Consider the following 23022-nt stretch of genomic DNA (forward strand, 5'->3'; position numbering starts at 1 on the left):
CTATGAGAAGTCACGCAAGAGTCGTTATTATCGGTGGTGGTTCACTGGGTATCAATCTGCTGTATCACCTCACGAAAGAAGGCTGGACCGATATCGCGCTGATCGAAAAGGGTGAGCTAACCAGTGGTTCTACCTGGCACGCAGCGGGGCTTTGCCCAAGCTTTAACGGCAATATGACGGTCTCTCAGATCCACGAATACACCATGAAGCTGTATGACGAGATCCTCCCACAAGAAACCGGCCTGCCCTCCACCTTCCACAAAACCGGTAGCTTGCGCGTTGGTTTTACTAAGCTGGAAGAGGATTGGTTCCGCAATCTGGAAAGCCGCGCCAAAACGGTTGGCTGCGAGTTTAATTTCATCAGTAAAGACGAAGCCCGCAAGCTCAACCCGTTTATGGATTTTGATAAGGCACGAGTGATTGTCAGCACGCCAAACGATGGCCATGTTGACCCAACCTCTGTGGTAATGCCATTGGGCCAGCTGGCTAAAGCCAATGGCGCTGAGATCAACCGGTTTACTCACGTCAGCGCGATTAATCAGCTGCCATCCGGTGAGTGGGAAGTGGTGACCAACAAAGGCAATATTATCGCCGAGCATGTGGTGAATGCGGGTGGCTGTTTTGCGCCGGAAGTCGGTGCCATGGTGGGTGTGAATGTACCCTTGGTGAATCTGGAACATCAGTACCTGATTACCGACGATCACCCTGCACTGTCTGAGCTGGATTTTGAGCTGCCGGTGTGCCGCGACTCTTACACCAGCAGTTATATCCGTCAGGAAGGTAAAGGCTTATTGATTGGCCCGTATGAGACCTTTGGCTCTAAGCCGTGGGCGCTGGGTGGTATGGATTGGAGTTTCGATCGCGAGCTGTTCCCCGGTGCGCTGGAGCGCTTAATGCCGTTTCTGGAAAAGTGCATGGAAATCATGCCGATCTTTAGTGAAGTGGGCGTTAAAACCGTGATTAACGGCCCGATTACCCACACGCCGGATGACAATATTTTAGCCGGTCCTCAAGCCGGTTTACGCAATTTCTGGAACTTACATGGCGCGAGTATCGGTATCGCTCAGGGTGGTATCGGTAAGTTTATGGCGCAGTGGATGGTACACGGCCAAACTGAAATCAATATGGCCCCGCTGGATAGCCGCCGCTTTGGCCCTTGGGCGGATAAGAAGTTCTGCATTACTAAAGCCATCGAAGCCTATGAGAATATGTATACCGCGCCGGGTGTGAATGATAACCGCCCTCATGCGCGCCCAATGCGCACCAGCCCGCTGCATCAGGAATTGGTGAACCGTGGTTGCGTGCATGGCGTGGTGCATGGCTATGAGAAGCCTTTGTGGTTTAAAACCGCAACCGTCACTGGCGAAACGCCGACCTGGTCGCGCAGTGAAAGCCATGCGGCGGTCGCTGAGGAGTGTCAGGCGATTATGACTAGCGCGGGCGTGGTGGATATTTCCGGCTCGTCTAAGTTTGAAGTCACGGGTAAGGATGCAGCGGCATTCCTCGATCACTTATCCTGCAATCGCTTGCCGGCGAAAGATGGTCGCCTCTCGCTGACGCTATTCCACGGGCCGGAAGGCGGAATTATGAGCGAGTTCTCGATTACCCGCATTGCGCCTGATCATTTCTATCTGGTAAGCGCGATTGGTTCAGAGCTGAAAGATCTGCACTGGATGCAGCAGCATACCGATGGCTATGAGGTTGAAGTGAAGAATGTGACCGAGGAGATCGGTGCGATTCTGGTCACTGGCCCTAAGTCTCGCGAGATTCTGCAACACATGACGGAAGATGATTTATCTCACGCGGCCTTCCCATGGCTCACCGCGCAAGCGATCACGCTGGATAGCGCTGTGATTCGGATGATTCGCGTGTCGTATGTCGGCGAGTTGGGTTATGAGCTGCACATGCCGGCATGGCAGTTGATGTCGATTTACGAGTCGATGCATCAGGTGTGCAAGCGCGAGGGCATTACCATTCGCGATTTTGGTACGCAAACCATGAATGCACTGCGACTGGAAAAAGCCTATCGCACCTATGGCCACGAGTTTACGGAGGAAGTGAGTGCGGTAGAGGCCATGATGGACCGCTTCTTAGACACATCCCGCGACTTTATTGGCGCTGAAAACTTGCGCCAACGTCAGCAATCCACCCCAAAACATCAGCTGGCCTTTTTAGCTTTTGATGACGATGTGCCGTGTGAGTGCTTTGGTAACGAGGCGGTTTACGATGGCGATGAGTATATCGGCGTAATGACTAGCGGTGGCTTTGGGCATCGTGTGGGTTATAGCGTTGGTTTTGCTTATATCACGCCTGCGGCCAATGTTCAGGGCAAGTCATTAAACGTGTTAACCACAATGGGCGTGCGTAAAGCCCATGTTGAGATGGATGGTGTTTACGATCCTGAAAACAAGAAACTGCGCGCTTAAGCCGCTAATTTTTAAATCATTAATTAACAGAAATATCACCCTATTTTACAGGATTAGACCATGAGTGAATCGAGACTTCCGGAACGTGCTTCCGTTGTGATTGTTGGTGGCGGCATTACCGGCTGCTCTATTGCTTATCATTTGGCGAAACGTGGCGTGACCGATGTTGTGGTGCTGGAGCGCAAACAGCTCACCTGCGGCACCACTTGGCACGCGGCGGGCTTGGTTACCATGATGTGGCCAACGCCAACGCTGACTAATTTGGCCAAGTACAGCCATGAGCTGTATGCCTCGCTGGAGGAAGAAACTGGCCAAGCAACGGGGTATCGTCGTACCGGTAGTATTTCGCTGGCGCGTACTGAAGAGCGTTTGGAAGAGCTGCAACGTACCGCGTCATTGACTAAAGTGTTTGGGGTGGAGTCTGAGTTTATTGACCATGCGCGCTTGGAAGAATTGTACCCTGGCATTAATACCGAAGGCGTTTTAGGCGCGTTGTATATCGAAGCGGATGGCCAAACGAATCCGGTTGATACTACGATGGCGCTGGCCAAAGGCGCGCGTAATCGCGGTGCGAAGGTGTTGGAAGGCATTAAGGTCGAAGAGATCTTGGTTGAGGATGGCACCGCGACGGGTGTGCGCACCGAGCAAGGCACCATTCTGGCGGATAAGGTGATTTTGGCCGGTGGCTTGTGGTCGCGCGATATTGCGCAAAAGATTGGTGTGGATCTGCCTTTATATGCCTGTGAGCATTTCTATGTGGTAACTGAGCCGATGGAAAATCTCACTAAGCGCCCTGTGCTGCGCGATTACGATAAAGGCGTTTACTATAAAGAAGATGCCGGAAAAATGCTGGTTGGCTGGTTTGAGTTAAACGCCATCGGCTGCCCCATGAGCCGTATTTCGGAGGACTTTTGTTTTGATGAATTCCCAACGGATATGGAACACATTGAGCCGTACTTAATGGCGGGTATGGAGACATTCCCTCCGCTGGAAGAGACCGGTATTAATACCTTCTTTAATGGCCCTGAGAGTTTTACCAACGACAATCTGCATTTGCTTGGCCCAACGCCGGAAGTGGATAATTTCTGGGTGGCTTGCGGCATGAATTCCAAAGGCATTGGCGCTGGCGGCGGCATGGGTAAGATCATGGCTGACTGGGTGATTGATGGCTATCCTTCCGGCGATATTCTGGAATGTGATGTGCGCCGTAATCAGCCGGTACAGAAAACACAGAGCTATGTTGAAGCGCGTATTCCGGAAGCACTGGGCCACACTTATGACATGCACTGGCCGTTTTATCAGTACAAAACTTCGCGTGATTTAGTGTTGTCGCCGCTGCATGAAACCTTAAAAGCACAAGGTGCCTGCTTTGGTGAAGTAGGCGGCTATGAGCGCCCGAACTGGTTTGCTAAAAACGGCGCGCCAGCGGAATACGTGTACAGCTACAAGCGCCAGAACTGGTTTGATTTTTACGCCGCTGAGCACATGGCCATGCGTGAAAATGTCGGTATTTATGATATTTCATCCTTTGGTAAATTTGAGGTGAAAGGTCCGGATGCTCAGGCGACTTTGAACTACCTGTGCGTGGGTGACATGAATGTTGAGCCGGGTAAATTGGTGTATACCCAATGCCTGAATGCACAAGGCGGTATTGAAGCGGATATCACGGTCGTGAAAATGGCGGAGAATCACTTCTTTATTACCACCGGTGTGGCCTCGACTTATCGCGATTACTGGCATCTGAAAAAGAACCTGATCGGCGATACCACGCTGACCGATGTGACGGATCAATACGCTTGTTTGTCGCTGCAAGGCCCGAATGCACGTGCGGTTTTAACTGATCTGGCTGAAACGGATATCACGGCAGAAGGCTTTAGCTTTGGTACGGGCCGCTTTGCCAAGGTGGCGGGCGTTGAGGTTTGGCTGCAGCGTTTGTCGTATGTTGGCGAGCTGGGCTGGGAAATCTTTGTACCGTCAGCAAAAGCGGTTGAGGTGTACAAAGCGCTGATGTTGGCAGGCTCAACTTATGAGATTTGCAATGTCGGCCTGCATGCGCTGAACAGTTTGCGGATGGAGAAGGGTTTCCGTCATTGGGGCCATGATATTGGTCCGGCGGATAACTTGGTACAGGCGGGTTTGAGCTTTACGGCCAAGCCAGATGCCGGTGACTTTATTGGTCGCGATGCCTTTATTGCAGCCAAAGCGGCAGGTGTTCCTGATCGCCGCCTGTTGCAGTTTAAATTGGATGACCCAGAGCCGCTGTTATATCACAACGAATCGATTGTGATGGATGGCCAGATTGTGGGCTACCTGACCTCCGGCATGTATGGCCATGCAGTGGGCGGCGCACTCGGTATGGGCTTTGCCAATGTGCCGGGCTTAACGGCGGATAAGATTGCATCGTCCAACTTTGAAATTGAGATTGCCACTAAACGCTTTAGTGCATCAGCCTCATTACGGGCCTTTTACGACCCAAGCGGCGAGAAGATGCGCGGCTAAACAGTACTTTTTTGCAGTATGCGTGTTGACATATTCATTCGTGGGTAGTTGACACGGTATACTTCCATCCATATACTTGCACGCAACAAGTAAATTAACCGAAGCGTAGCTACGAATAGTTTTGATTGATAAAACCGCCACTATTGGGAATGATGCCAGTTCGCGCATGACACATGCAGAGCGCACTGACCTTTCAGACACATTGATGTTTGAGACGGCAGTGAAGCTGATTGTTGAGCGCGGTACGGAAAAGACAACATTGAAAGATGTTGGCGAAATGGCAGGCTACAGCCGCGGGCTGGCGGGTTACCGTTTTGGCTCCAAAAGTGGCTTGCTTAGCTATGTTATTAAGCGAGTGGGTGACTCCTGGTCTCAGGAGCTACGGCAGGTAACTCAAGGCAAGACCGGCTTCGAGGCGATTGCGGCTTCGATCGATGCACATTACCGGTTTTGTGTGGATGCACCCGTCACCCGGCGTGCTTTTTATCTGCTTTGGTTCGATGCTGCCGGCACCACCTCTGAAGTGCGTGAAAGTATGCTTAAGATCCACGAACGACGTCAGCAAGATGTTGAGCAGTGGATAAAGGATGGGATTAACGATGGAAGTGTAAGAGCGGATGTTAACCCTGAAGCGGTTGCACGACTATTTCTGGCAACGGTGATTGGTATTTTGTACCAGTGGCTGATGCAGCCAGAGGCGATGGATGCGGTGGAACAGCTGCATAACAATATGAAACAAACCATGTATGTGTTGTTGCGAGACACTACCTCACAGCACAAATTAGGAGAGATAAACGCGTGAAAATTCTGGTTCCTGTAAAGCGGGTAGTTGATGCTTATGTCAACGTTCGCGTAAAGAGCGACAACACTGGCGTTGAAACTGACAACGTTAAGAAGTCATTAAACCCTTTCTGTGAGATTGCGGTTGAAGAAGCGATTCGCCTGAAAGAAAAGGGTTTGGCTGAAGAAGTGATTGCCGTCACCATTGGTGAGAAAGAATGCGAAACAACGCTGCGCAGCGCGCTGGCAATGGGAGCAGACCGGGCGATTCACATCGTAACGAATGACGCACTACGTCCTTTGGCGTTGGCTAAAGTACTGCAGAAAGTCGTTGAGAAAGAAGCGCCTAAATTGGTTATCACCGGTAAGCAGTCTATCGATGCGGATAACAACCAGACTGGTCAGATGCTATCTGCCCTACTGGGATGGCCTCAAGGTACGTTTGCCTCCAAAGTTGAGTTGGATGGCGATGCAGTGACACTGACTCGTGAAATCGACGGTGGTCTGGAAACTCTGGCGCTATCTCTGCCAGCAGTTATCACGAGTGACTTGCGCTTGAACGAGCCTCGTTACCCGAAACTGCCTAACATTATGAAAGCGAAGAAGAAGCCTCTGGAAGCAATCGAGCTGGCTGATTTGGGTGTTGAAACAGCTTCTGGTCTGACTGTGAAGCAAGTGAATGCACCTTCTGCCAGAGAGGCAGGTGTGAAAGTAGCTAATGTTCAAGAGCTGATCGAAAAACTGAAAAACGAAGCGCGGGTGATCTAGGATGAGTGTATTAGTAATTGCAGAACACGATAATAGTGAACTGAAAGAAGGCACATTAAACGCCATTACTGCGGCGACTCAGCTGGGCGACGTGACAGTATTGGTTGCTGGCCACAACAGCCAAGCGGTTGCAGATGCAGCAGCACAGGTTGCTGGCGTTGCTAAAGTACTGCACAGCGATGCAGCACATTATGAAAACGGCATTGCGGAAGAGCTGACACCATTATTGGTGAGTGCAGCAGCGGGCTTTGATCACATCGTAACGGCAGCAACGACTTTCGGTAAGAACGTATTACCACGCGTTGCAGCGCTATTAGATGTTGCTCAAATCTCTGATGTGACCGCGATTGAGTCGGCTGATACCTTTGTACACCCTATCTATGCGGGTAACGCATTGGAAATGGTACAAAGCAGCGATGCTAAGAAAGTATTGACGGTTCGTACGACAGCGTTTGAAGCGGCTGCAGCAACGGGTGGCTCTGCCTCTGTTGAAGCATTGGCAGCAACGGATGCGGTTGGCACTGTGACTTTGGTTGGACGTGATCTGACGGTTTCTGATCGCCCAGAACTCTCTTCTGCTGACATCATCGTTTCTGGTGGTCGTGGCGTGGGTAGCTCTGAGAACTTCGCGATTATCGAAGCTCTGGCTGACAAGCTTGGCGCAGCAGTGGGTGCATCCCGTGCAGCTGTTGATGCAGGCTTTGTACCAAACGATTATCAGGTTGGTCAAACCGGTAAAGTGGTTGCCCCTGGCCTGTACATCGCGGTTGGTATTTCCGGCGCGATCCAGCATTTGGCTGGTATGAAAGACTCAAAAGTGATTGTTGCAATCAACAAAGACGAAGATGCACCGATTTTCCAGGTTGCAGATTATGGTCTGGTTGCTGATTTGTTTGATGCCGTTCCGGCAATGACCGCGTCACTGTAAAGCAAGACCCTGTCAGTCGGGCGACGACATGCCCGACTGACACTATTTAGTTTATTTTTTAAAAGCCTCACCGCTCAATTTCTCTGGAGAAATCACTCATGTCCACTTATACCGCACCCGTTAAGGAACTTCAGTTTGTCCTTAATGAACTGGCCGATATCAATGCCATTGCGCAATTCCCTGGGTTTGAAGAAGCGACGCCGGAGATGGTCGAGGCCATTCTTGAAGAAGCTGGCAAACTAGCCACTAACGTATTAGACCCGATCAACTACAGCGGTGACCAACAAGGCGCTAAGCTCGTTGATGGCAAAGTACAAGCAGCCGATGGCTTTAAAGAAGCTTATGAGCAATTTGTAGAAAGCGGCTGGACCTCCGTGAACTTCCCTGAAGAAGTCGGCGGCCAAGGCTTACCGTTTCTAATCCAAAGTGCCGCCACTGAAATGTGGAACTCCTCCAATGCCTCTTTTGCTTTATGCCCACTGCTAACGGCTGGTGCGGTTGAAGCGTTATTGGCGCATGGCTCAGATGAGTTAAATGCGATTTACCTTGAGCACATGGTTAGCGGTAACTGGACCGGCACCATGAATCTGACTGAGCCTCAGGCCGGTTCTGATCTGGCAGCAGTAAGAACTCAGGCAAAACCGGAAGGCGATCACTTCCGCATTAAAGGCCAAAAGATTTACATCACATGGGGTGACCATGAGATGTCTGAAAACGTGGTGCACTTGGTGTTGGCACGTTTACCGGATGCGCCAGAGGGCGTTAAAGGGATTTCCCTGTTCTTGGTTCCTAAGTACTTAGTGAATGAAGATGGCAGCTTGGGTGAGCGCAATGATGCTTACGCAATCTCGCTGGAACATAAGATGGGTATCCACGCTAGCCCGACGTGTGTCATGAGTTTTGGTGATAACGACGGTGCGATTGGTTATCTGGTGGGTGAGCCAAACAAAGGTCTGGCTTGCATGTTCACCATGATGAACCATGCTCGCCTGGAAGTGGGTATGCAGGGTGTTGGTATCTCTGAGCGCGCTTATCAGCGTGCGGTTAGCTATGCACGTGATCGTAAGCAAGGCCACGCTTATGGGCATGAAGGCAAAGTTGCCATCATCAATCATCCAGACGTTCGCCGTATGTTGATGCATATGCGTGCAATGACTGAAGCGGCGCGTGCGATTTCTTTCATGTCGTCTGCTGCGCATGATATTAGCCATAACTCTGAAGATGAATCGGCACGTGATTTCTACAATCGTCGTCTTGGCTTGCTAACGCCAGTGTCTAAAGCATGGTGTACTGAGGTCGGCATGGAAGTAACTTCGCTGGGTGTACAGGTACACGGCGGCATGGGCTTTATGCAAGAAACCGGCGCTGAGCAATACATGCGTGATGCCCGAATTTTCCCAATTTACGAAGGCACTAACGGTATTCAAGCGAATGATTTGGTTGGCCGTAAAGTACTACGTGACAATGGTGTGACAGTTGCTGAGTTTATTGCTGAGCTGCGTACCTTTGAAACTGATTTGAAAGCACAGTCTGATAGCCAATTGGCCGTTATGGCAGCGGCATTTACGGAGTCGTTGGATGCCTTTGATGCAGCCACACAGTACCTGCTAAGCAATGGTAGCCAAGATCCAAATACAGCGGCTTCAGCATCATTCAACTACATGATGTGCATGGGTGTGATGACCGGTGGTTGGTTGATGATCAAATCAGCGGTTGCGGCTAAGCGCATTATCGCCGAAGGCAATAGTGATCCGTTCTACAGCAGCAAAGTGAGCACGGCGCAGTTCTATGCTGAGCAGATTTTGCCACGTGCTTTGGCACACAAAACAGCGGTGATCTCGGGTGCGGATAGCACAATGGCTATGAGTGCCGATCACTTCTGATGAGCATTGTCGTGACGGATCAGATGCAGCGCACGGTGACGCTGCCTGCTCCGGCTAAACGCATTGTTTCACTGGTTCCCTCGCAAACCGAGCTGCTGTTTACGCTCGGTGCGGGGGAATCCGTCGTTGGGCTTACCCGCTTTTGTACCGAGCCACCTGATAAAGTTGCTGGCATTGCTAAAGTCGGTGGCACGAAAAAGTTTGATTTTGATGCGATTGCCGCATTAAAGCCTGATTTGATTATCGGCAATAAAGAAGAAAATTATCCGGAAGGTATTGCTCAACTGGAACAAGACTATCCGGTTTGGATGAGCGATATCAGTACGTTGGATGAGTCGCTGGAGATGTTTCGCGGTATCGGTGAGATTATCGGGCGCTCTGAGCAGGCTGAAGTATTTGTTAGGGCGGTAAACCAGAACTTCAATGATCTTTTGCCTGAGCAGTTTTCAAAAGTTAACGTCGCTTATTTGATTTGGCAGAAACCCTTTATGGCAGCCGGCGGCAATACCTTCATCAATGATGTACTAGAGCGAGGTGGCATGCATAATGTGCTGGCTAGCCAACCGCGTTATCCGGAAGTGACTCTGGAGCAGCTGGCAACTTGCGGTGCTGAATACATTCTGCTTTCCAGCGAACCCTTCCCGTTTCGTGAAAAACATATCGAGCAGTTTAAGGCCGAGCTACCGGATCAGAAATTTCTACTGGTCGATGCCATGCCATTCTCCTGGTACGGCAGCCAACTGCTTCACACGGCAGACTATCTGCGCCAGTTACGCACTCAATTTTAGAGGAACACATCTCGTGGGCAATCGTATTTCCAAGGTTTACACGCGCACTGGCGACAGTGGCACCACCGGTATTTCTGGTGACATTCGTTTAAGCAAAAATGATCCTTTGATTCAGGCGATTGGTGAGGTGGATGAGCTTAACTCTGAAATTGGCGTGATCGTGGCCTTTAGTGCTGATGAGGAAATTAATCAGCAGTTACAGGGCATTCAGCACGATTTATTCAATTTAGGCGGGATGCTTTCTTACCCGCAGTTTGATGGCTTTGCGGCAGGCCGGGTTGATGCTTTAGAAACGTTGATTGATGGCTATAATGAAGAGCTATCGCCTCTGAAGGAGTTTATTTTACCGGGTGGTAATCAGGCGGCAGCACTGGCTCAGAAGACACGGGCGGTGTGTCGTCGTGTGGAGCGGTGTTTGGTGAGTTTGGGTCAGGCTTATCAGCAGATGCCTGCTGAGTATGACTCGGTGAGTAGTGAGCAGTTATCCGGCGCAACCAAATACGTTAATCGTTTATCGGATCTGTTGTTTACGATTGGCCGGGTACTTAATAAGCGGGCTGGCGATGCTGAAATCATGTGGTCCAGTCATCGCACGCAAGCCTAAGCTTATTTAACGGCCGCCCGAATGGCTTCAACTCGCTTGCGGTTGACGCCTAGGTCGGATTTACCAGAGCGTGAGCCAGAACGAATCTGTACAACACCCTTGTCATCGTCTAAGCGAATCTCAACGTCATCCGTAAAGCGGAACAGTTTAGATTGAAAGGTTGCCCACACATAAGTCTCATCTTGTGACTCGATATGGCCGCCCTGCTGCTTAATGGCTTCAATCACGTTTTCCCACAGATCATCTAATGATGTGCCTGAGGTCGTCTCAATAGGCTCAATGTATTTTTCTCCGCTGGTCTCGCTGCTGACACAATTCGGCGTATCCGGACAGGGGCGCAATTGGCCATTGACCAAACGGGCTTCCGGTACTTCATCCGTCACAGATAAAAATACGAAATAAGCGCATAGCAATAACACTACCAGCAGTATTATTGATAAGGTGATCTTCATGATCAAGTCCTCCAAAATAGTATTAGGGGATGTATATTCGGGGTTTAGTATTGCGCTTGAATGTCAAAAATTGCCCAACCGTCTGACAATCACCACGGCGGTGTTATAGGGGGATTACTCCGTAGAGACATTGTCTGGACTGCCTTATGTTTCTTTTGACCAGCGCAATGTTTGATCAAAAAGCCCATAATGTATACCTTACCATACAAGATACGGAATAATAAGGATATCAACTATGTTGAATGCAGTCGCAGCCATTTTCACTTGCGGTGATAAGGTTTTCAGTATTAGACGCCAGACACACTTGCGCGCATTCCCCGGTTACTATGCGTTTCCTGGTGGCAAGATTGATGAAGGCGATGAGGACTATGCTGGCTCCCAGCCGCTAACGGATGAGTTTCCTGCGGCTGAAATTGGTGCGCTGATTCGCGAGATTGAGGAAGAGCTGGGCTTTGACTTGGCTGAAGCGATGCGATTGCAACAAGTAAAGTACGTGAGCAAATTTGGCACCGCCGTGACGCCCGCATTACAAACCCAGCGCTTTAATGCGCATTTTTACAGGGTTGAACTCACTCAGGAGCAAACATTTACCCTTGATAGCGGCGAGATTGAGTGGGGTGAATGGATTAGCATGAGCGAGCTTTGGCAAATGTATCTGCGTGGCGATGCGTTGATGGTGAAGCCCAATATGTACGCGGCACGCGCTTTGGCTAAGGATAGTCAGGTACGCTCGACACAGCCTTTTTGTGAAGTTTATGATGAGGATAAAGTCCCCTATTTGGAGTTGTTGAATGGCTTGGGCTATATTCCCGTGCCTTCTAATACCTTGCCGCCGGCGACTACGACCAACTCTTTACTGATTGGCGATGATGGGGCGTTTAGAGTGCTGACTGATCCCTCAGCGGCTTCTCTGGTGACGCTCAGACGTTTGAAAAACACGCTGCAATCTCGCAAGCCAGATGCGATTTTATTAACGCATCATCACCCCGATCATCATGAACATGCGCCGGACTTAGCGCATGACCTGCAAGTGCCTATTTTATGCAGTGAAAAAACGCATAAGCGACTGCTAAAAAGCTGGGGCGAGCGTTATTTAGTTGGGATTGAAGTGCGCTATATAAGGCAGGATGAAGTCATTACGCAATGGCTGGGCCATGATGTGATTTGCCATGAGTTACCGGGGCATGATGATGGCATGGTGGGCTTAGCGCCGGAAAATCTGGCATGGTTTTATGTAGCGGATTTGGTAGAGCCTGGAACGACGGTCGTGATACCGGAGCCGGAAGGCGATATGGCGGTGTATTTTGAAACGGTTAAACGGGTGATCGCCATGCAGCCACGCGTGATTATTCCATCACATGGTTTGCCATTGGGTGGCGTGCATTTGCTGGAGAAAACGCTGCTGCATCGTGAAACCCGTGAGCAACAAATCTCAGATTTATATCATCAGGGATTGCGTGAAGATGCCTTGATTGATGCGCTGTATCCGGGATTGAGTGCCCAATTGCTGCCCTTTGCTCATCAGAACGTTAGGCAGCATTTACGTAAGCTGGGGCTTTACCCGGCGTATATTGAAGCGAGTTAGATAACTTCAAGCGGTGCCAGTACTGGCTGTTGGTCCTCTTCAAACCAATGCTCATCACAGTTATTACCACGCCCTGCACGATCCACGCAGATAAAGCGCATCGCAGCAAACGGTGTCAGCAATACATGATGCCAAGTGCCTAAGTGGTAATTAATCCCTTGGCGACCATTGGTGATAAACGCGCGCATATCCGCCTGATCAACCTGCTCGCCTGCCGGAGCAACCACGACTAAAAATGGCGTGTCATCCATTGGAATAAAGGCTTGGCTGCCCTGCGGATGACGCTCTACAAAAGTTACCGTTTCAGGCATTGGAAATACTTTAGCTTCGATCAAACTGATAATGCCATGACCGTTATCACCAATCGCTTCAACATCTGCCAGCGCATGAAAACGGCTCGCCATGCCCGCATTCATTGGAACCGATTCACGACCTTCGGTTTCGATCACATCACCAAAATCGGCAAAGGCGCGCTGTGTTAGTGGCTCAATACTCAGCATTTTTCCGGGCATAACGACTCCTGTTTAGCAGTAGTTTTAGAGGTTTTTTAATCAGACGCGAGCTTACATACAAGCCCACGCCGAAAGGTATTTAAGAAGAAAATTGAGTGTATCAGCTTTGCCTTAAATACCGACAGTGATTAGGCTTACAACACGCTCAGCTTACTTGATCAAATACCATGGCGAGCGGCCTCCCTTTTGTGCGGCTTTGGCATCGGCACGTTGTCGAACCCAATCCAAAGCCTTGTATTGCCAGCGATCAATCAGCTCACTTGGCACACCCGGAATGGGAATAAATGGGTTAGTACGGCTGTCACCATAAATGGCTAAGCGCGTGCTCTTACCGGATTCCGTTCGTTTGTGAATACCGAAAGTATTGGCGATCACGAGGGTATTGGGTGGGACTTCAAAAGCAATTGGCTCGGGTAATCCCAGCTCCTTAATCTCTTCCTCGCTGTAGCGCATCGAGCCTCGTTTTGCATAGCGATTGCTTTGGTCTTTGCCTTCAACGCTTTTGCGGTATTCGGCTTTAAGGCGCTTTAATGTCAGACGGTTGGATTGCGGGATAAAGGTAAACGGGCCATTTTTCATTGTGACCTGATCAATGAAAAACCAGCACTTCATGGTTGGATGGAAGGTGTCGGTATGGAAGACTTTTTGAGGGTCTTTCTCGCCTTCGGTGTGATGGTTTTTTACGTTTTCAATATAGTAAAACGGTGCGCGAAAATGACCTGCCGTAAAGTGAGCCAGCTTAGCTAATTCTGGTGATTCGACCAGCTTGGCAATCGCAGGTACCGCAGTACGCTTTTCAGGTGACATTACTGCGCGTTGAGTTAGGGTATCGCCTTGCCGACCTTCACGGGTTTCGCCTGTGTAATTACGAGCTTCTTGCTCCAGCTGTTTAAACGTCTCATCACTTAGGAAGTTGGTTTTAAGCAGGTAACCATTTTTGCGGAAGAATGCCCGATCTTCCGGAGCCACTCGCCAACTCAGCAGCCACATGCGAAAGCCCATAATAGAATGCGCAAGCACCACCCGCACCACATGTAATCCCATTTTATTGAGCACACGATTGCCAATAATCGGGTGCGCTTCAAATGACTTGGCGGTACTCAATAACTGCAGCAGCCAAACAGGTGTCATGAGAGTCTTTTTTAATACGTCAGTCGCAGCCATCGCCATCCACAGCGTTATAGTGATGCCCTATTCTATCACTGCATTCAGGCAGTGGCAGGCGCTTATTCGATGCTGTTAGTGTAGGATATCCCTAATCACAATTAACAGGAGTCTATGATGACACGATCCGTTGCCATGATTGCGCACGACCAAAAGAAAGCCGAATTATGCGAATGGTTAATCACTAACCAAGCACATTTTAAAGACCGTCGAATTGTTGCAACCGGCACCACCGGAAAACTGTTATCTGGCCACCTGCCTGATCTGGATATTCATCCATTAAAAAGTGGTCCGCTCGGTGGTGATCAGCAAGTCGGTGCGATGATTGCGGAAGGGCTGTTGGATGCGCTGTTTTTCTTTCAGGACCCAATGACTTCACAGCCGCACGACTCTGATATTAAAGCACTGGTGCGACTGGCGACGGTTTATGATGTGCCTATCGCCTGTAATCCGAGTACGGCTAACTACATTATCAGCAGCCCTTACTTTGCTAATCCTGAACTTGCACCTCAAGCAGACGAGATTTCTGAACAGTATCGGGATTACTTGCAGCGCAATATCAGCTTGTAAGCGCGTGTATTAAAACGCCCGCTACCGCAAAGCCGAATACCACAGCAATAATGGGTAGCTTGAGACCGCGTAAGGCGAAGAAGCCGGCAATGACTAAAGCCATATCCAGTGGAGCAATCACGGCGCTAACAAATACAGGGCTATATAATGCGGGCAGTAACAGGCCAACTACGGCCGCATTGATTCCTGTAATTGCACCGGAGACTTTGGGTTTATTGGCCAGAGTCTCCCAACTGCCTTGCAAGGCGAGCACCAGCAAAAAACCGGGCAGGAAGATGGCAATCGTTGCCAGCAAAGCACCTAGGAAAGGCTGATCTGACATCAGTTCAGCGCCTAGAAAACTTCCCAGCGTGAACATTGGCCCCGGCACAGCTTGCGCGGCGGCATATCCCATTAGAAAGCGGTCGGTAGCGACTGTTTCGCCAAGTGATTGCTGGAGTAATGGCAGTACGACATGACCACCACCGAATACCAAGCTGCCGGATTGGTAAAAATCTCCCAACAATTTCATCCAATCACTGCTAAAAGCTAATGTCGGTAGCGCAATAAATAAGACGATAAATACGGATAAGTAGCCCCAAGCGATTTTCTGGGTTTTAGCGGGTATAACAGGTGCTGAAGGCTTGGTTTTACTGAGTAATAGTCCTAGTGTGGCGGCAATAATCAATACGCCAATTTGTATCCAAAGACCCGGAACGACCAATAACACCATGGCAGCGGTAACTGCTATTACTCTGGTTAGCTTATCTTTGCAAAATGATCCCCACATACTGAGTGTAGCGTCGGCGACGACTACAACGGCCAGCAACTTCAGACCGTGAATCAATCCTGAAAACCATGCTGCCTGCGTTTCACTGGGTTGATTGCTGGCTAACAAATACATCAGAATAAAAGAGGGTGTGGTAAAGCCAATAAAAGCGGCAATACCTCCTGCCAAGCCACCTTTTCTTAAGCCAATGGCAAAGCCCACCTGACTGGAACCAGGACCCGGTAACACCTGACACAGTGCAACCAAACGAGCATAGCCAGCCTCATCAATCCATTTTAATTGCTGTACAAAGGCTTTATGAAAATAGCCAAGGTGAGCAGCTGGCCCACCAAAACTCAGGCAACCTAAGCTTAGGAATTTCCAGAAAATTTCCAATATCTTTTGCATATTCGACTCGTTGTTTACTGACAGGGTCTAGTCTAAAACGTCATTAGCGACCGTAACACTTAGTAATATCACAGCAATATTACACGGGTATTTAACGACTGGATTTATAGATCAATTTCTACAGTGCCACCCTGCTTTGCTGCACGTGACTGACATAGAATGATAGCCGTCTCACGTTGCTTTTCTGAGAGTACAAAATCCCGGTGCTCCACTTCGCCAGAAAGCAAACCGCAGCGACACACCCCGCATAAGCCATCGGAGCATTTTACATCAATCGCGATACCGGCAGCTTCTAATGCATCTGTTGGCGATTGCTCGGCACTCACAGTAATATCCTTACCTGACTTTGCCAGACGTAGCACAAAGTCATGATTGATGTAGTCTGGGGTATCGGGTACCGAGAAGTACTCTAAGTGCTGTGCTTCATCTGGAAAGCCTGCAGCCTTAGCCGCGGCTAGTACGCTTTGCATATACGCATCAGCCCCGCAGGTGTAGATATGCGAGCCATCCTGATAGTGACTCAATACTTCAGTCAGGTTTGCCCGTGTACCGTCGGCTGTGCAATGTAAGACTACCTTATCGGCCCATGGAGCCGTTGCCAGATCATCCAGAAAACCGGCTGATTCTTTGGATTTAAAGGAGTAATGCAATTCGAAATCTTTGCCTAAAGCATGTAGGCGATGCGCCATTGCCAGCATCGGAGTAATACCAATTCCTCCACCCATCAAATAGGTTTTACTAGCAGATTCAACCAACGGAAAGTGGTTGCTTGGCTTTGAGATAAACACTTTTCGGCCGGGCGTAAATATCCGATGCATTAGCTTGGAACCGCCTTTTCCAGCATCCTCACGTAAGACGGCGATTTGATATTTTGAACGGTCGGCTGGGTTTCCGGATAACGAGTATTGCCTTAAAAACTCTGGCGCAGCGACGATATCCAAATGTGCACCCGCTCCCCACTTTGGCAAGTCACTACCGTCCAATGCTCGCAGCTCATATTTAATAACATCTGCGGTCATGTGCTCAACTAAACTGACTTCAACTCGCATTACAGGTGAGCCAGTATCCGCCCGATACTTATGTACCATTGTGGTGTCGCCACGCTGTAAACGCGCTTGATATTCCTTTGCTGAAATCATGGCTTGGTAAGCTTGAATACCTTTTTCGCGATCCATTGGGTAGGGATATGGATATGGATGAGGTGCTAACGGCGCCGGATACACTGCCAGTGTTTGTTCTTCGTATTTTAGCTTGAGGTCTTTTTGTAGACTGCGTTCATTTTTGGGTTTATCGGTTGGACGGTAATGGCCATCAGGCTGAACTTCGAGATCCCACCACCATTTTTTGGTCAGGTTTAAGCCGCCATTACCAACCGCATCATCGAGCTTTTCCAGCAGCGGAGCGGTTTGCGGAAAGGTCATTGCCAGCGAGCGAAATGGTGCTTCTGAAAATAGTCCTTCCAAATTCCACGGACAGGTTTTCATACAACGGCCACACATTGCCCCACCTTCCGTGGTAATTCGGTAGGTTGCGCACTTTTGACTATCCGACTTCCAGATTTCATAACCATTGAACATGCGCTTGGGGCCGGCAGTAATGGCTCCGGAAGGACATTCACGTGCGCACTTATTGCACGACTCACAGAACTTCTGCAAACCAAAATCAATCGGCTTATCAAATGTAAATGACATGTCAGTAGTGACTGCGCCAGACTTGAGCCTTGGACCTAGGTAAGGGTTTAGAATGACCTCGCCAATTCTTGAAACTTCACCCAAACCGGACAGCAATAATAGCGGTGGTTGCAACACTTCACCGTCCATTACCGTATGCGCTCGTGCGCTATATCCAAGGTTTCGGATATGCTTGGCAATAACGCCACCAATGAGTGAAAATCGTAAATAGGCTCGCATGGATTGCGCAACGGAAATCCAATCATCTCCGGAGGCCCCCTCCATGGTTTCATAACCCTGATCGATGATTATGGAGATAGCATTTGGGTGATAGGCATCAATCGGCTCCCCCACTGCGTCGTGCGAGTAGTAAGCCCAGTTTGGGCATTCAGATAAACCTACTGCATCAGCCCCTAAGAAATAACAGGCTGCTTTGATGTTTTCGGCATTGCGCTGCGGATCTTGAGTATCTGGGGTAATAGTCTCTGCAGGCTCACCATTTTGAATTAATACGAAAGCGCCTAAAGCACGACGCTGTGCACTGGATGGGGCGGCTTTTCGTACATACAGACCACCGGTTGCCCCAGCTTGTACTTTTTTACCCATATCACCAAATTGGGCGCGAGCAAACATGTCAGCACGTTTTGGTACTCTGGCGACTCGCGCTGCATCGATAAAGGTTGTGGTGGCTTCGACCCGCTTTAGTTTCTCAAATGGATATGCACCATCGACAAAACGGCGATTCTTATACAGCTCTTGATTGAAGGCGTTTTTGGCAAAGCCTTTGCCGAGTTTCCAAGCCAATCCATGAGTGTGCGATCGCGGTTGTTCAGCTAATGGCACCAAAGGTTTATCAGACGTTATTTCAAAGGTTGTTGTTACTGCAGCAACACCGAAGCGACTGCCGACATAGGGGTTAACTAACTCATCATTTTCTAGGGTAGCCAAGCCTGCAGCTACCGTCAGGCTATTTAGATTTACATCACTACTAGTGCCGGTATGCGCTCGGGCTTCATATCCCAAAACTCGCAAATAATTGGCTATTACGACTGCTGTTTCTGATGCTCGCAGGCAAGCTCGATGCACTTGAGCATCAGCAATCCATTCATAACCAGGCTCATCAGTTTTAGGCTCACGTGGATACTCATATAAGAAAACTAAGGCGTGGGTATGATTGTCGATGGTTGTCGGTGGCGCTTCCATAGACTCTTTTAACTCAGCCATAATCAGGTCGATACCCGCAGCTAAGGTCTTGGTTTGCTTGCTGCGAAGATCTTCTGCCAGAGCATCTATTCCGGGATTTCGTAGTGGCTCTGCCAATAAAGTAGATGCTGGTAATTCACAGCATGCAACCATCGAGGCATCGGAAAAATAGCCAAAGCCTTTTAAGTGGTTTGTACGCTCGGTCAAATCTTCAGGACATTCCGATTTCAGCTTATTGACCATCCCATCACGTAAAGCATCCAGCATGGACTGATACTCATCCATTGCATTAACAACACTTTGAGGTCGGTCAGTACGCTGAAAGTTGATCGGCTTTATTTCGGGGATATTTGATAAATCCACAGCTGATTCACTGCGCTTTAGACGCTCAAGTGGATATGGCCCCATATGAGTTGGTCTATTTTTATCCGAAAAAAAGCGCATCTATTTACCCCTGGATAGTATTTGCAAAGCTGAACTCAACTAAGAGCCGCTTAGATGTTTGGTTCGTCATCTGATACCTTTTTGCAGCGTGATTCAAGTCCTTATTTTATGGGCTCAAACCCTTTAGCAATTGGCTTCCTGGCTTTTGAGGTAGCTAATGGCAGGCTTGCTCCCTAAGTCTCTTTTATTAGCTATGCCGGCAATCCCTTTATGCATCGACTGAAAAATAGCTCAAACTGCCATAAATAGGCGTAATTAGCACAATCAGCCTATTTTCAGTATTTGATCTATGACATATTTAGCTCAGTACAGTCATCCGTTCTGTTGAAGGCTAAGTAATTATTTAGGCTTCCTATCAAAACGATTGACCTTAATCGGTACTTTAACTATTTAACATGCCTCTGTGTTGATTCACAATTGAGGCCTTATCACACCTATTACTTCACACACGGAATATTTCTAATGACAGTTCCACAGGCACCACAGTTTGTACTCAAAGCCAGCTGCCCTGCTACAAGCGGAGTTATTTCCAGAGTTAGTACTTATTTAGCGGATCGTGGTTGTTATATCAATGAGTTAGCTCAGTATGATGATCAACTGACGGGTAAGTTTTTCATGCGCGCAGTGTGCGAAATTCGCACTGGCGATCAGACGATTGAGAGCATTGAAGAAACGTTTTCAGAAGTTGCTGATGACTTTGAAATGAAGTTTAGCTTCCATGATACTAGGCAGCCAATGCGCGTCGTTATTATGGTCAGTAAGCATGACCATTGTCTGGATGATTTGCTCTATCGTCACCGTAAGGGTGAGCTTTCAATGGAAATCACTGCGATTGTTTCTAACCACTTGGATTTGCGTCCAATGGCTGAGCGTGAAGGCATTCGATTTATTTACCTGCCAGTCACTAAAGATAACAAACTTCAGCAAGAAGAAGCACTGATGGGTGTGATCGAAGAGACTCAGAGTGACTTATTGATTCTTGCACGTTATATGCAGATCTTGAGTAACAACCTTTGTGCAAAGCTACGGGGACAAGCGATCAATATCCATCACTCGTTCTTACCAGGTTTTAAAGGGGCTCGTCCTTACTACCAAGCATTTGACCGTGGTGTGAAGCTAATCGGTGCAACGGCTCACTATGTTACTGCGGACTTGGATGAAGGCCCAATCATTGAGCAATCTGTACAGCCTGTTGATCATACATTTGGTCCTGAGGAGTTAACTGCTGCAGGTCGTGATAGTGAAAATATCGCACTGGCTAAAGCGGTGAAGTTGCACCTTGATCACAGAGTGTTCATGGACGGAAACAAGACTGTTATTTTTAAGTAATTAGCTAGTTTTGTTGGAATAAAGGAAAGCGCCTACGGGCGCTTTTTTGTGCCTGCTGATTATTGAGTTCTAAATCGCAGGCATAAAAAAAGCCCCGTACAGTTGTACTGTACGGGGCCCTTCTGTTCAATCCTGGTAATGTCCTACTTTCACATGGGGAAACCCCACACTATCATCGGCGATGACACTTTTCACTGCTGAGTTCGGGATGGGATCAGGTGGTTCAATGTCTCTATGGTCACCAGGAAAACCGGTGTGTGTGACTGAACTGGTTTGCGGCAACAGCCTCAGCTGCCCCGCGCTCAATCGCACGTAAAATCAGTAATAATCTAGTGGTAATGTCCTACACTTTCGTCCAAACAAACCATTCAGGGTTATAGAATCAAGCCTCACGGGCAATTAGTACACCTTAGCTACACACATTACTGCGCTTCCACATGGTGCCTATCAACGTCGTAGTCTTCAACGGCCCTTTAGGGAGATCTAGTCTCCAGAGAATACTCATCTTGGAAGGGGCTTCCCGCTTAGATGCTTTCAGCGGTTATCCTGTCCGAACTTAGCTACCCGGCTATGCCACTGGCGTGACAACCGGTACACCAGAGGTTCGTCCACTCCGGTCCTCTCGTACTAGGAGCAGCTTTCCTCAATATTCTAACGCCCACGGCAGATAGGGACCGAACTGTCTCACGACGTTCTGAACCCAGCTCGCGTACCACTTTAAATGGCGAACAGCCATACCCTTGGGACCCGCTTCAGCCCCAGGATGTGATGAGCCGACATCGAGGTGCCAAACACCGCCGTCGATATGAACTCTTGGGCGGTATCAGCCTGTTATCCCCGGCGTACCTTTTATCCGTTGAGCGATGGCCCTTCCATACAGAACCACCGGATCACTAAGACCTACTTTCGTACCTGCTCGACGTGTCTGTCTCGCAGTCAAGCTCACTTATGCCTTTGCACAAACCTCATGATTTCCGACCATGATTAGTGAACCTTCGCGCTCCTCCGTTACGCTTTAGGAGGAGACCGCCCCAGTCAAACTACCCACCATACACTGTCCCAAACCCCGATCAGGGGCCGTGGTTAGAACATCAGAACTACCAGGCTGGTATTTCAAGATTGGCTCCACCGGAACTAGCGTCCCGGTTTCAAAGCCTCCCAGCTATCCTACACAAGTAGGCCCGATGTTCAGTGCAAAGCTGTAGTAAAGGTGCACGGGGTCTTTCCGTCTAGCCGCGGGTACGCAGCATCTTAACTGCGATTTCAATTTCACTGAGCCTCTGGTGGAGACAGTGTGGCCGTCGTTACGCCATTCGTGCAGGTCGGAACTTACCCGACAAGGAATTTCGCTACCTTAGGACCGTTATAGTTACGGCCGCCGTTTACCGGGGCTTCGATCAAGAGCTTCGCCGAAGCTAACCCCATCAATTAACCTTCCGGCACCGGGCAGGCGTCACACCCTATACGTCCGCTTTCGCGTTAGCAGAGTGCTGTGTTTTTGATAAACAGTCGCAGCCACCTGGTCTCTGCGGCCCCCAACAGCTATGAACCGTCAGGGGCGCACCTTCTCCCGAAGTTACGGTGCTATTTTGCCTAGTTCCTTCACCAGAGTTCTCTCAAGCGCCTTGGAATTCTCATCCTATCCACGTGTGTCCGTTTAGAGTACGGTCACTAATAAGCTGAAGCTTAGAGGTTTTTCCTGGAAGCATGGCATCGACTACTCCAGTTCCGTAGAACCGTCGCCATCACGCCTCAGCATTAAGAACCCGGATTTGCCTAAGTTCTCTGCCTAAACGCTTAGATACACACCAACTGTGTTCTAGCCTAGCCTTCTCCGTCACCCCATCGCACTTATTAGCGGTACAGGAATATTAACCTGTTTCCCATCGACTACGCATCTCTGCCTCGCCTTAGGGGCCGACTAACCCTGCGCCGATTAACGTTGCGCAGGAAACCTTGGATTTTCGGCGGACGGGTTTTTCACCCGTCTTATCGTTACTTATGTCAGCATTCGCACTTCTGATACCTCCAGCAAACCTTACGATTCACCTTCATTGGCTTACAGAACGCTCCTCTACCAATCGGATAAATCCGATTCCGCAGCTTCGGTATACAGCTTGAGCCCCGTTAAATCTTCCGCGCAGGCCGACTCGACCAGTGAGCTATTACGCTTTCTTTAAAGGATGGCTGCTTCTAAGCCAACCTCCTGGCTGTCTGTGCCTTCCCACATCGTTTCCCACTGAGCTGTAATTTTGGGACCT

16 protein-coding genes and 2 rRNA genes (1 of these 18 cut by a window edge) are annotated in these 23022 nt (G+C 49.2%); 11 read left to right on the plus strand and 7 right to left on the minus strand.

All coding sequences use genetic code 11. The annotated features are described in order from the left end of the window. The first annotated feature begins 2 nt into the window (after positions 1-2). The 8 genes from LEUMU_RS0117370 to LEUMU_RS0117405 all read left to right on the plus strand — a co-directional run bounded on the left by LEUMU_RS0117370 (position 3) and on the right by LEUMU_RS0117405 (position 10676). Positions 3-2426, plus strand: a complete 2424-nt coding sequence (locus tag LEUMU_RS0117370; protein ID WP_022953576.1) for an FAD-dependent oxidoreductase — start codon at positions 3-5, stop codon at positions 2424-2426. 60 nt (positions 2427-2486) lie between these two features. Beyond that, positions 2487-4925 (plus strand): GcvT family protein, encoded by a 2439-nt coding sequence (locus LEUMU_RS0117375; protein WP_022953577.1) that lies wholly within the window; start codon positions 2487-2489, stop codon positions 4923-4925. A 121-nt stretch (positions 4926-5046) separates the two neighbouring features. Continuing rightward, positions 5047-5727: a TetR/AcrR family transcriptional regulator gene (locus LEUMU_RS26615; protein WP_022953578.1), complete on the plus strand. Its 681-nt coding sequence runs from the start codon at positions 5047-5049 to the stop codon at positions 5725-5727. Then, the gene (locus LEUMU_RS0117385; RefSeq protein WP_022953579.1) at positions 5724-6473 is read left to right on the plus strand and encodes an electron transfer flavoprotein subunit beta/FixA family protein; all 750 of its coding nucleotides are present in this window, start codon (positions 5724-5726) and stop codon (positions 6471-6473) included. Before LEUMU_RS26615 ends, LEUMU_RS0117385 begins: the two co-directional genes overlap by 4 nt. 1 nt (position 6474) lies before the next feature. After that, positions 6475-7401, plus strand: coding sequence for an electron transfer flavoprotein subunit alpha/FixB family protein (locus LEUMU_RS0117390; RefSeq protein WP_022953580.1), 927 nt, complete (start codon positions 6475-6477; stop codon positions 7399-7401). 98 nt (positions 7402-7499) lie between these two features. After that, positions 7500-9284, plus strand: coding sequence for an acyl-CoA dehydrogenase C-terminal domain-containing protein (locus LEUMU_RS0117395; RefSeq protein WP_022953581.1), 1785 nt, complete (start codon positions 7500-7502; stop codon positions 9282-9284). Between the two features lie 11 nt (positions 9285-9295). After that, positions 9296-10072, plus strand: coding sequence for an ABC transporter substrate-binding protein (locus LEUMU_RS0117400; protein ID WP_211223039.1), 777 nt, complete (start codon positions 9296-9298; stop codon positions 10070-10072). Between the two features lie 13 nt (positions 10073-10085). Beyond that, complete coding sequence (locus LEUMU_RS0117405; RefSeq protein ID WP_022953583.1) at positions 10086-10676, plus strand: cob(I)yrinic acid a,c-diamide adenosyltransferase; 591 nt, start codon at positions 10086-10088, stop codon at positions 10674-10676. Positions 10677-10678: 2 nt separating this feature from the next. Here LEUMU_RS0117405 and LEUMU_RS26620 read toward each other — a convergent pair whose 3' ends face one another. After that, positions 10679-11128 carry a DUF1499 domain-containing protein gene (locus LEUMU_RS26620; protein WP_022953584.1) on the minus strand — a complete coding sequence of 150 codons (450 nt, stop codon included), beginning with the start codon at positions 11126-11128 and terminating at the stop codon, positions 10679-10681. 235 nt (positions 11129-11363) lie between these two features. On the opposite strand from LEUMU_RS26620, the gene LEUMU_RS0117415 reads away from it, so the two are divergent. Then, a complete protein-coding gene (locus LEUMU_RS0117415; protein ID WP_022953585.1) occupies positions 11364-12713 on the plus strand; it encodes an MBL fold metallo-hydrolase in 1350 nt (449 codons plus the stop codon). On the opposite strand, the gene LEUMU_RS0117420 is transcribed toward LEUMU_RS0117415, so the two are convergent. Together LEUMU_RS0117420 and LEUMU_RS26625 are read right to left on the minus strand one after the other, a co-directional pair. Beyond that, entirely contained in the window at positions 12710-13225 is a 516-nt protein-coding gene (locus tag LEUMU_RS0117420; RefSeq protein ID WP_022953586.1) for an ureidoglycolate lyase, read from the minus strand. The genes LEUMU_RS0117415 and LEUMU_RS0117420 overlap by 4 nt on opposite strands. A 150-nt stretch (positions 13226-13375) precedes the next feature. Continuing rightward, complete coding sequence (locus tag LEUMU_RS26625; protein WP_169446451.1) at positions 13376-14356, minus strand: phytanoyl-CoA dioxygenase family protein; 981 nt, start codon at positions 14354-14356, stop codon at positions 13376-13378. A gap of 147 nt (positions 14357-14503) precedes the next feature. Here LEUMU_RS26625 and LEUMU_RS26630 point away from each other — a divergent pair, with 147 nt between their 5' ends. Beyond that, positions 14504-14959, plus strand: a complete 456-nt coding sequence (locus tag LEUMU_RS26630; protein WP_022953588.1) for a methylglyoxal synthase — start codon at positions 14504-14506, stop codon at positions 14957-14959. Here the strand turns inward: LEUMU_RS26630 and chrA are convergent. Further along, a complete protein-coding gene (chrA, locus tag LEUMU_RS0117435) occupies positions 14949-16115 on the minus strand; it encodes a chromate efflux transporter (RefSeq protein ID WP_022953589.1) in 1167 nt (388 codons plus the stop codon). The genes LEUMU_RS26630 and chrA overlap by 11 nt on opposite strands. Positions 16116-16219: 104 nt before the next feature. After that, complete coding sequence (locus LEUMU_RS0117440) at positions 16220-19432, minus strand: reductive dehalogenase (protein WP_022953590.1); 3213 nt, start codon at positions 19430-19432, stop codon at positions 16220-16222. A 462-nt stretch (positions 19433-19894) separates the two neighbouring features. Between LEUMU_RS0117440 and purU the strand changes: the two genes are divergently transcribed. Continuing rightward, positions 19895-20761 carry a formyltetrahydrofolate deformylase gene (purU, locus tag LEUMU_RS0117445; protein ID WP_022953592.1) on the plus strand — a complete coding sequence of 289 codons (867 nt, stop codon included), beginning with the start codon at positions 19895-19897 and terminating at the stop codon, positions 20759-20761. Between the two features lie 130 nt (positions 20762-20891). Here the strand turns inward: purU and rrf are convergent. Together rrf and LEUMU_RS0117455 are read right to left on the minus strand one after the other, a co-directional pair. Then, positions 20892-21007: ribosomal RNA gene (gene rrf, locus LEUMU_RS0117450) — 5S ribosomal RNA — on the minus strand. 132 nt (positions 21008-21139) lie between these two features. Further along, positions 21140-23022: ribosomal RNA gene (locus tag LEUMU_RS0117455) — 23S ribosomal RNA — on the minus strand (it continues 991 nt past the right edge of the window).

This window comes from Leucothrix mucor DSM 2157 (assembly GCF_000419525.1).
In the GTDB taxonomy this organism is placed as follows: Bacteria; Pseudomonadota; Gammaproteobacteria; order Thiotrichales; family Thiotrichaceae; genus Leucothrix; species Leucothrix mucor.

Excerpts from the sequence above, each read along its gene's own strand:
- purU (WP_022953592.1), top strand. The coding sequence starts at position 19,895 with ATGACAGTTCCACAGGCACCACAGTTTGTACTCAAAGCCAGCTGCCCT.
- LEUMU_RS26625 (WP_169446451.1), bottom strand. The coding sequence starts at position 14,356 with ATGACACCTGTTTGGCTGCTGCAGTTATTGAGTACCGCCAAGTCATTT.
- LEUMU_RS0117440 (WP_022953590.1), bottom strand. The coding sequence starts at position 19,432 with ATGCGCTTTTTTTCGGATAAAAATAGACCAACTCATATGGGGCCATAT.
- LEUMU_RS0117395 (WP_022953581.1), top strand. The coding sequence starts at position 7,500 with ATGTCCACTTATACCGCACCCGTTAAGGAACTTCAGTTTGTCCTTAAT.
- LEUMU_RS0117415 (WP_022953585.1), top strand. The coding sequence starts at position 11,364 with ATGTTGAATGCAGTCGCAGCCATTTTCACTTGCGGTGATAAGGTTTTC.
- LEUMU_RS26620 (WP_022953584.1), bottom strand. The coding sequence starts at position 11,128 with ATGAAGATCACCTTATCAATAATACTGCTGGTAGTGTTATTGCTATGC.
- LEUMU_RS0117370 (WP_022953576.1), top strand. The coding sequence starts at position 3 with ATGAGAAGTCACGCAAGAGTCGTTATTATCGGTGGTGGTTCACTGGGT.
- chrA (WP_022953589.1), bottom strand. The coding sequence starts at position 16,115 with ATGCAAAAGATATTGGAAATTTTCTGGAAATTCCTAAGCTTAGGTTGC.
- LEUMU_RS26630 (WP_022953588.1), top strand. The coding sequence starts at position 14,504 with ATGATGACACGATCCGTTGCCATGATTGCGCACGACCAAAAGAAAGCC.
- LEUMU_RS0117375 (WP_022953577.1), top strand. The coding sequence starts at position 2,487 with ATGAGTGAATCGAGACTTCCGGAACGTGCTTCCGTTGTGATTGTTGGT.
- LEUMU_RS0117390 (WP_022953580.1), top strand. The coding sequence starts at position 6,475 with ATGAGTGTATTAGTAATTGCAGAACACGATAATAGTGAACTGAAAGAA.
- LEUMU_RS0117420 (WP_022953586.1), bottom strand. The coding sequence starts at position 13,225 with ATGCCCGGAAAAATGCTGAGTATTGAGCCACTAACACAGCGCGCCTTT.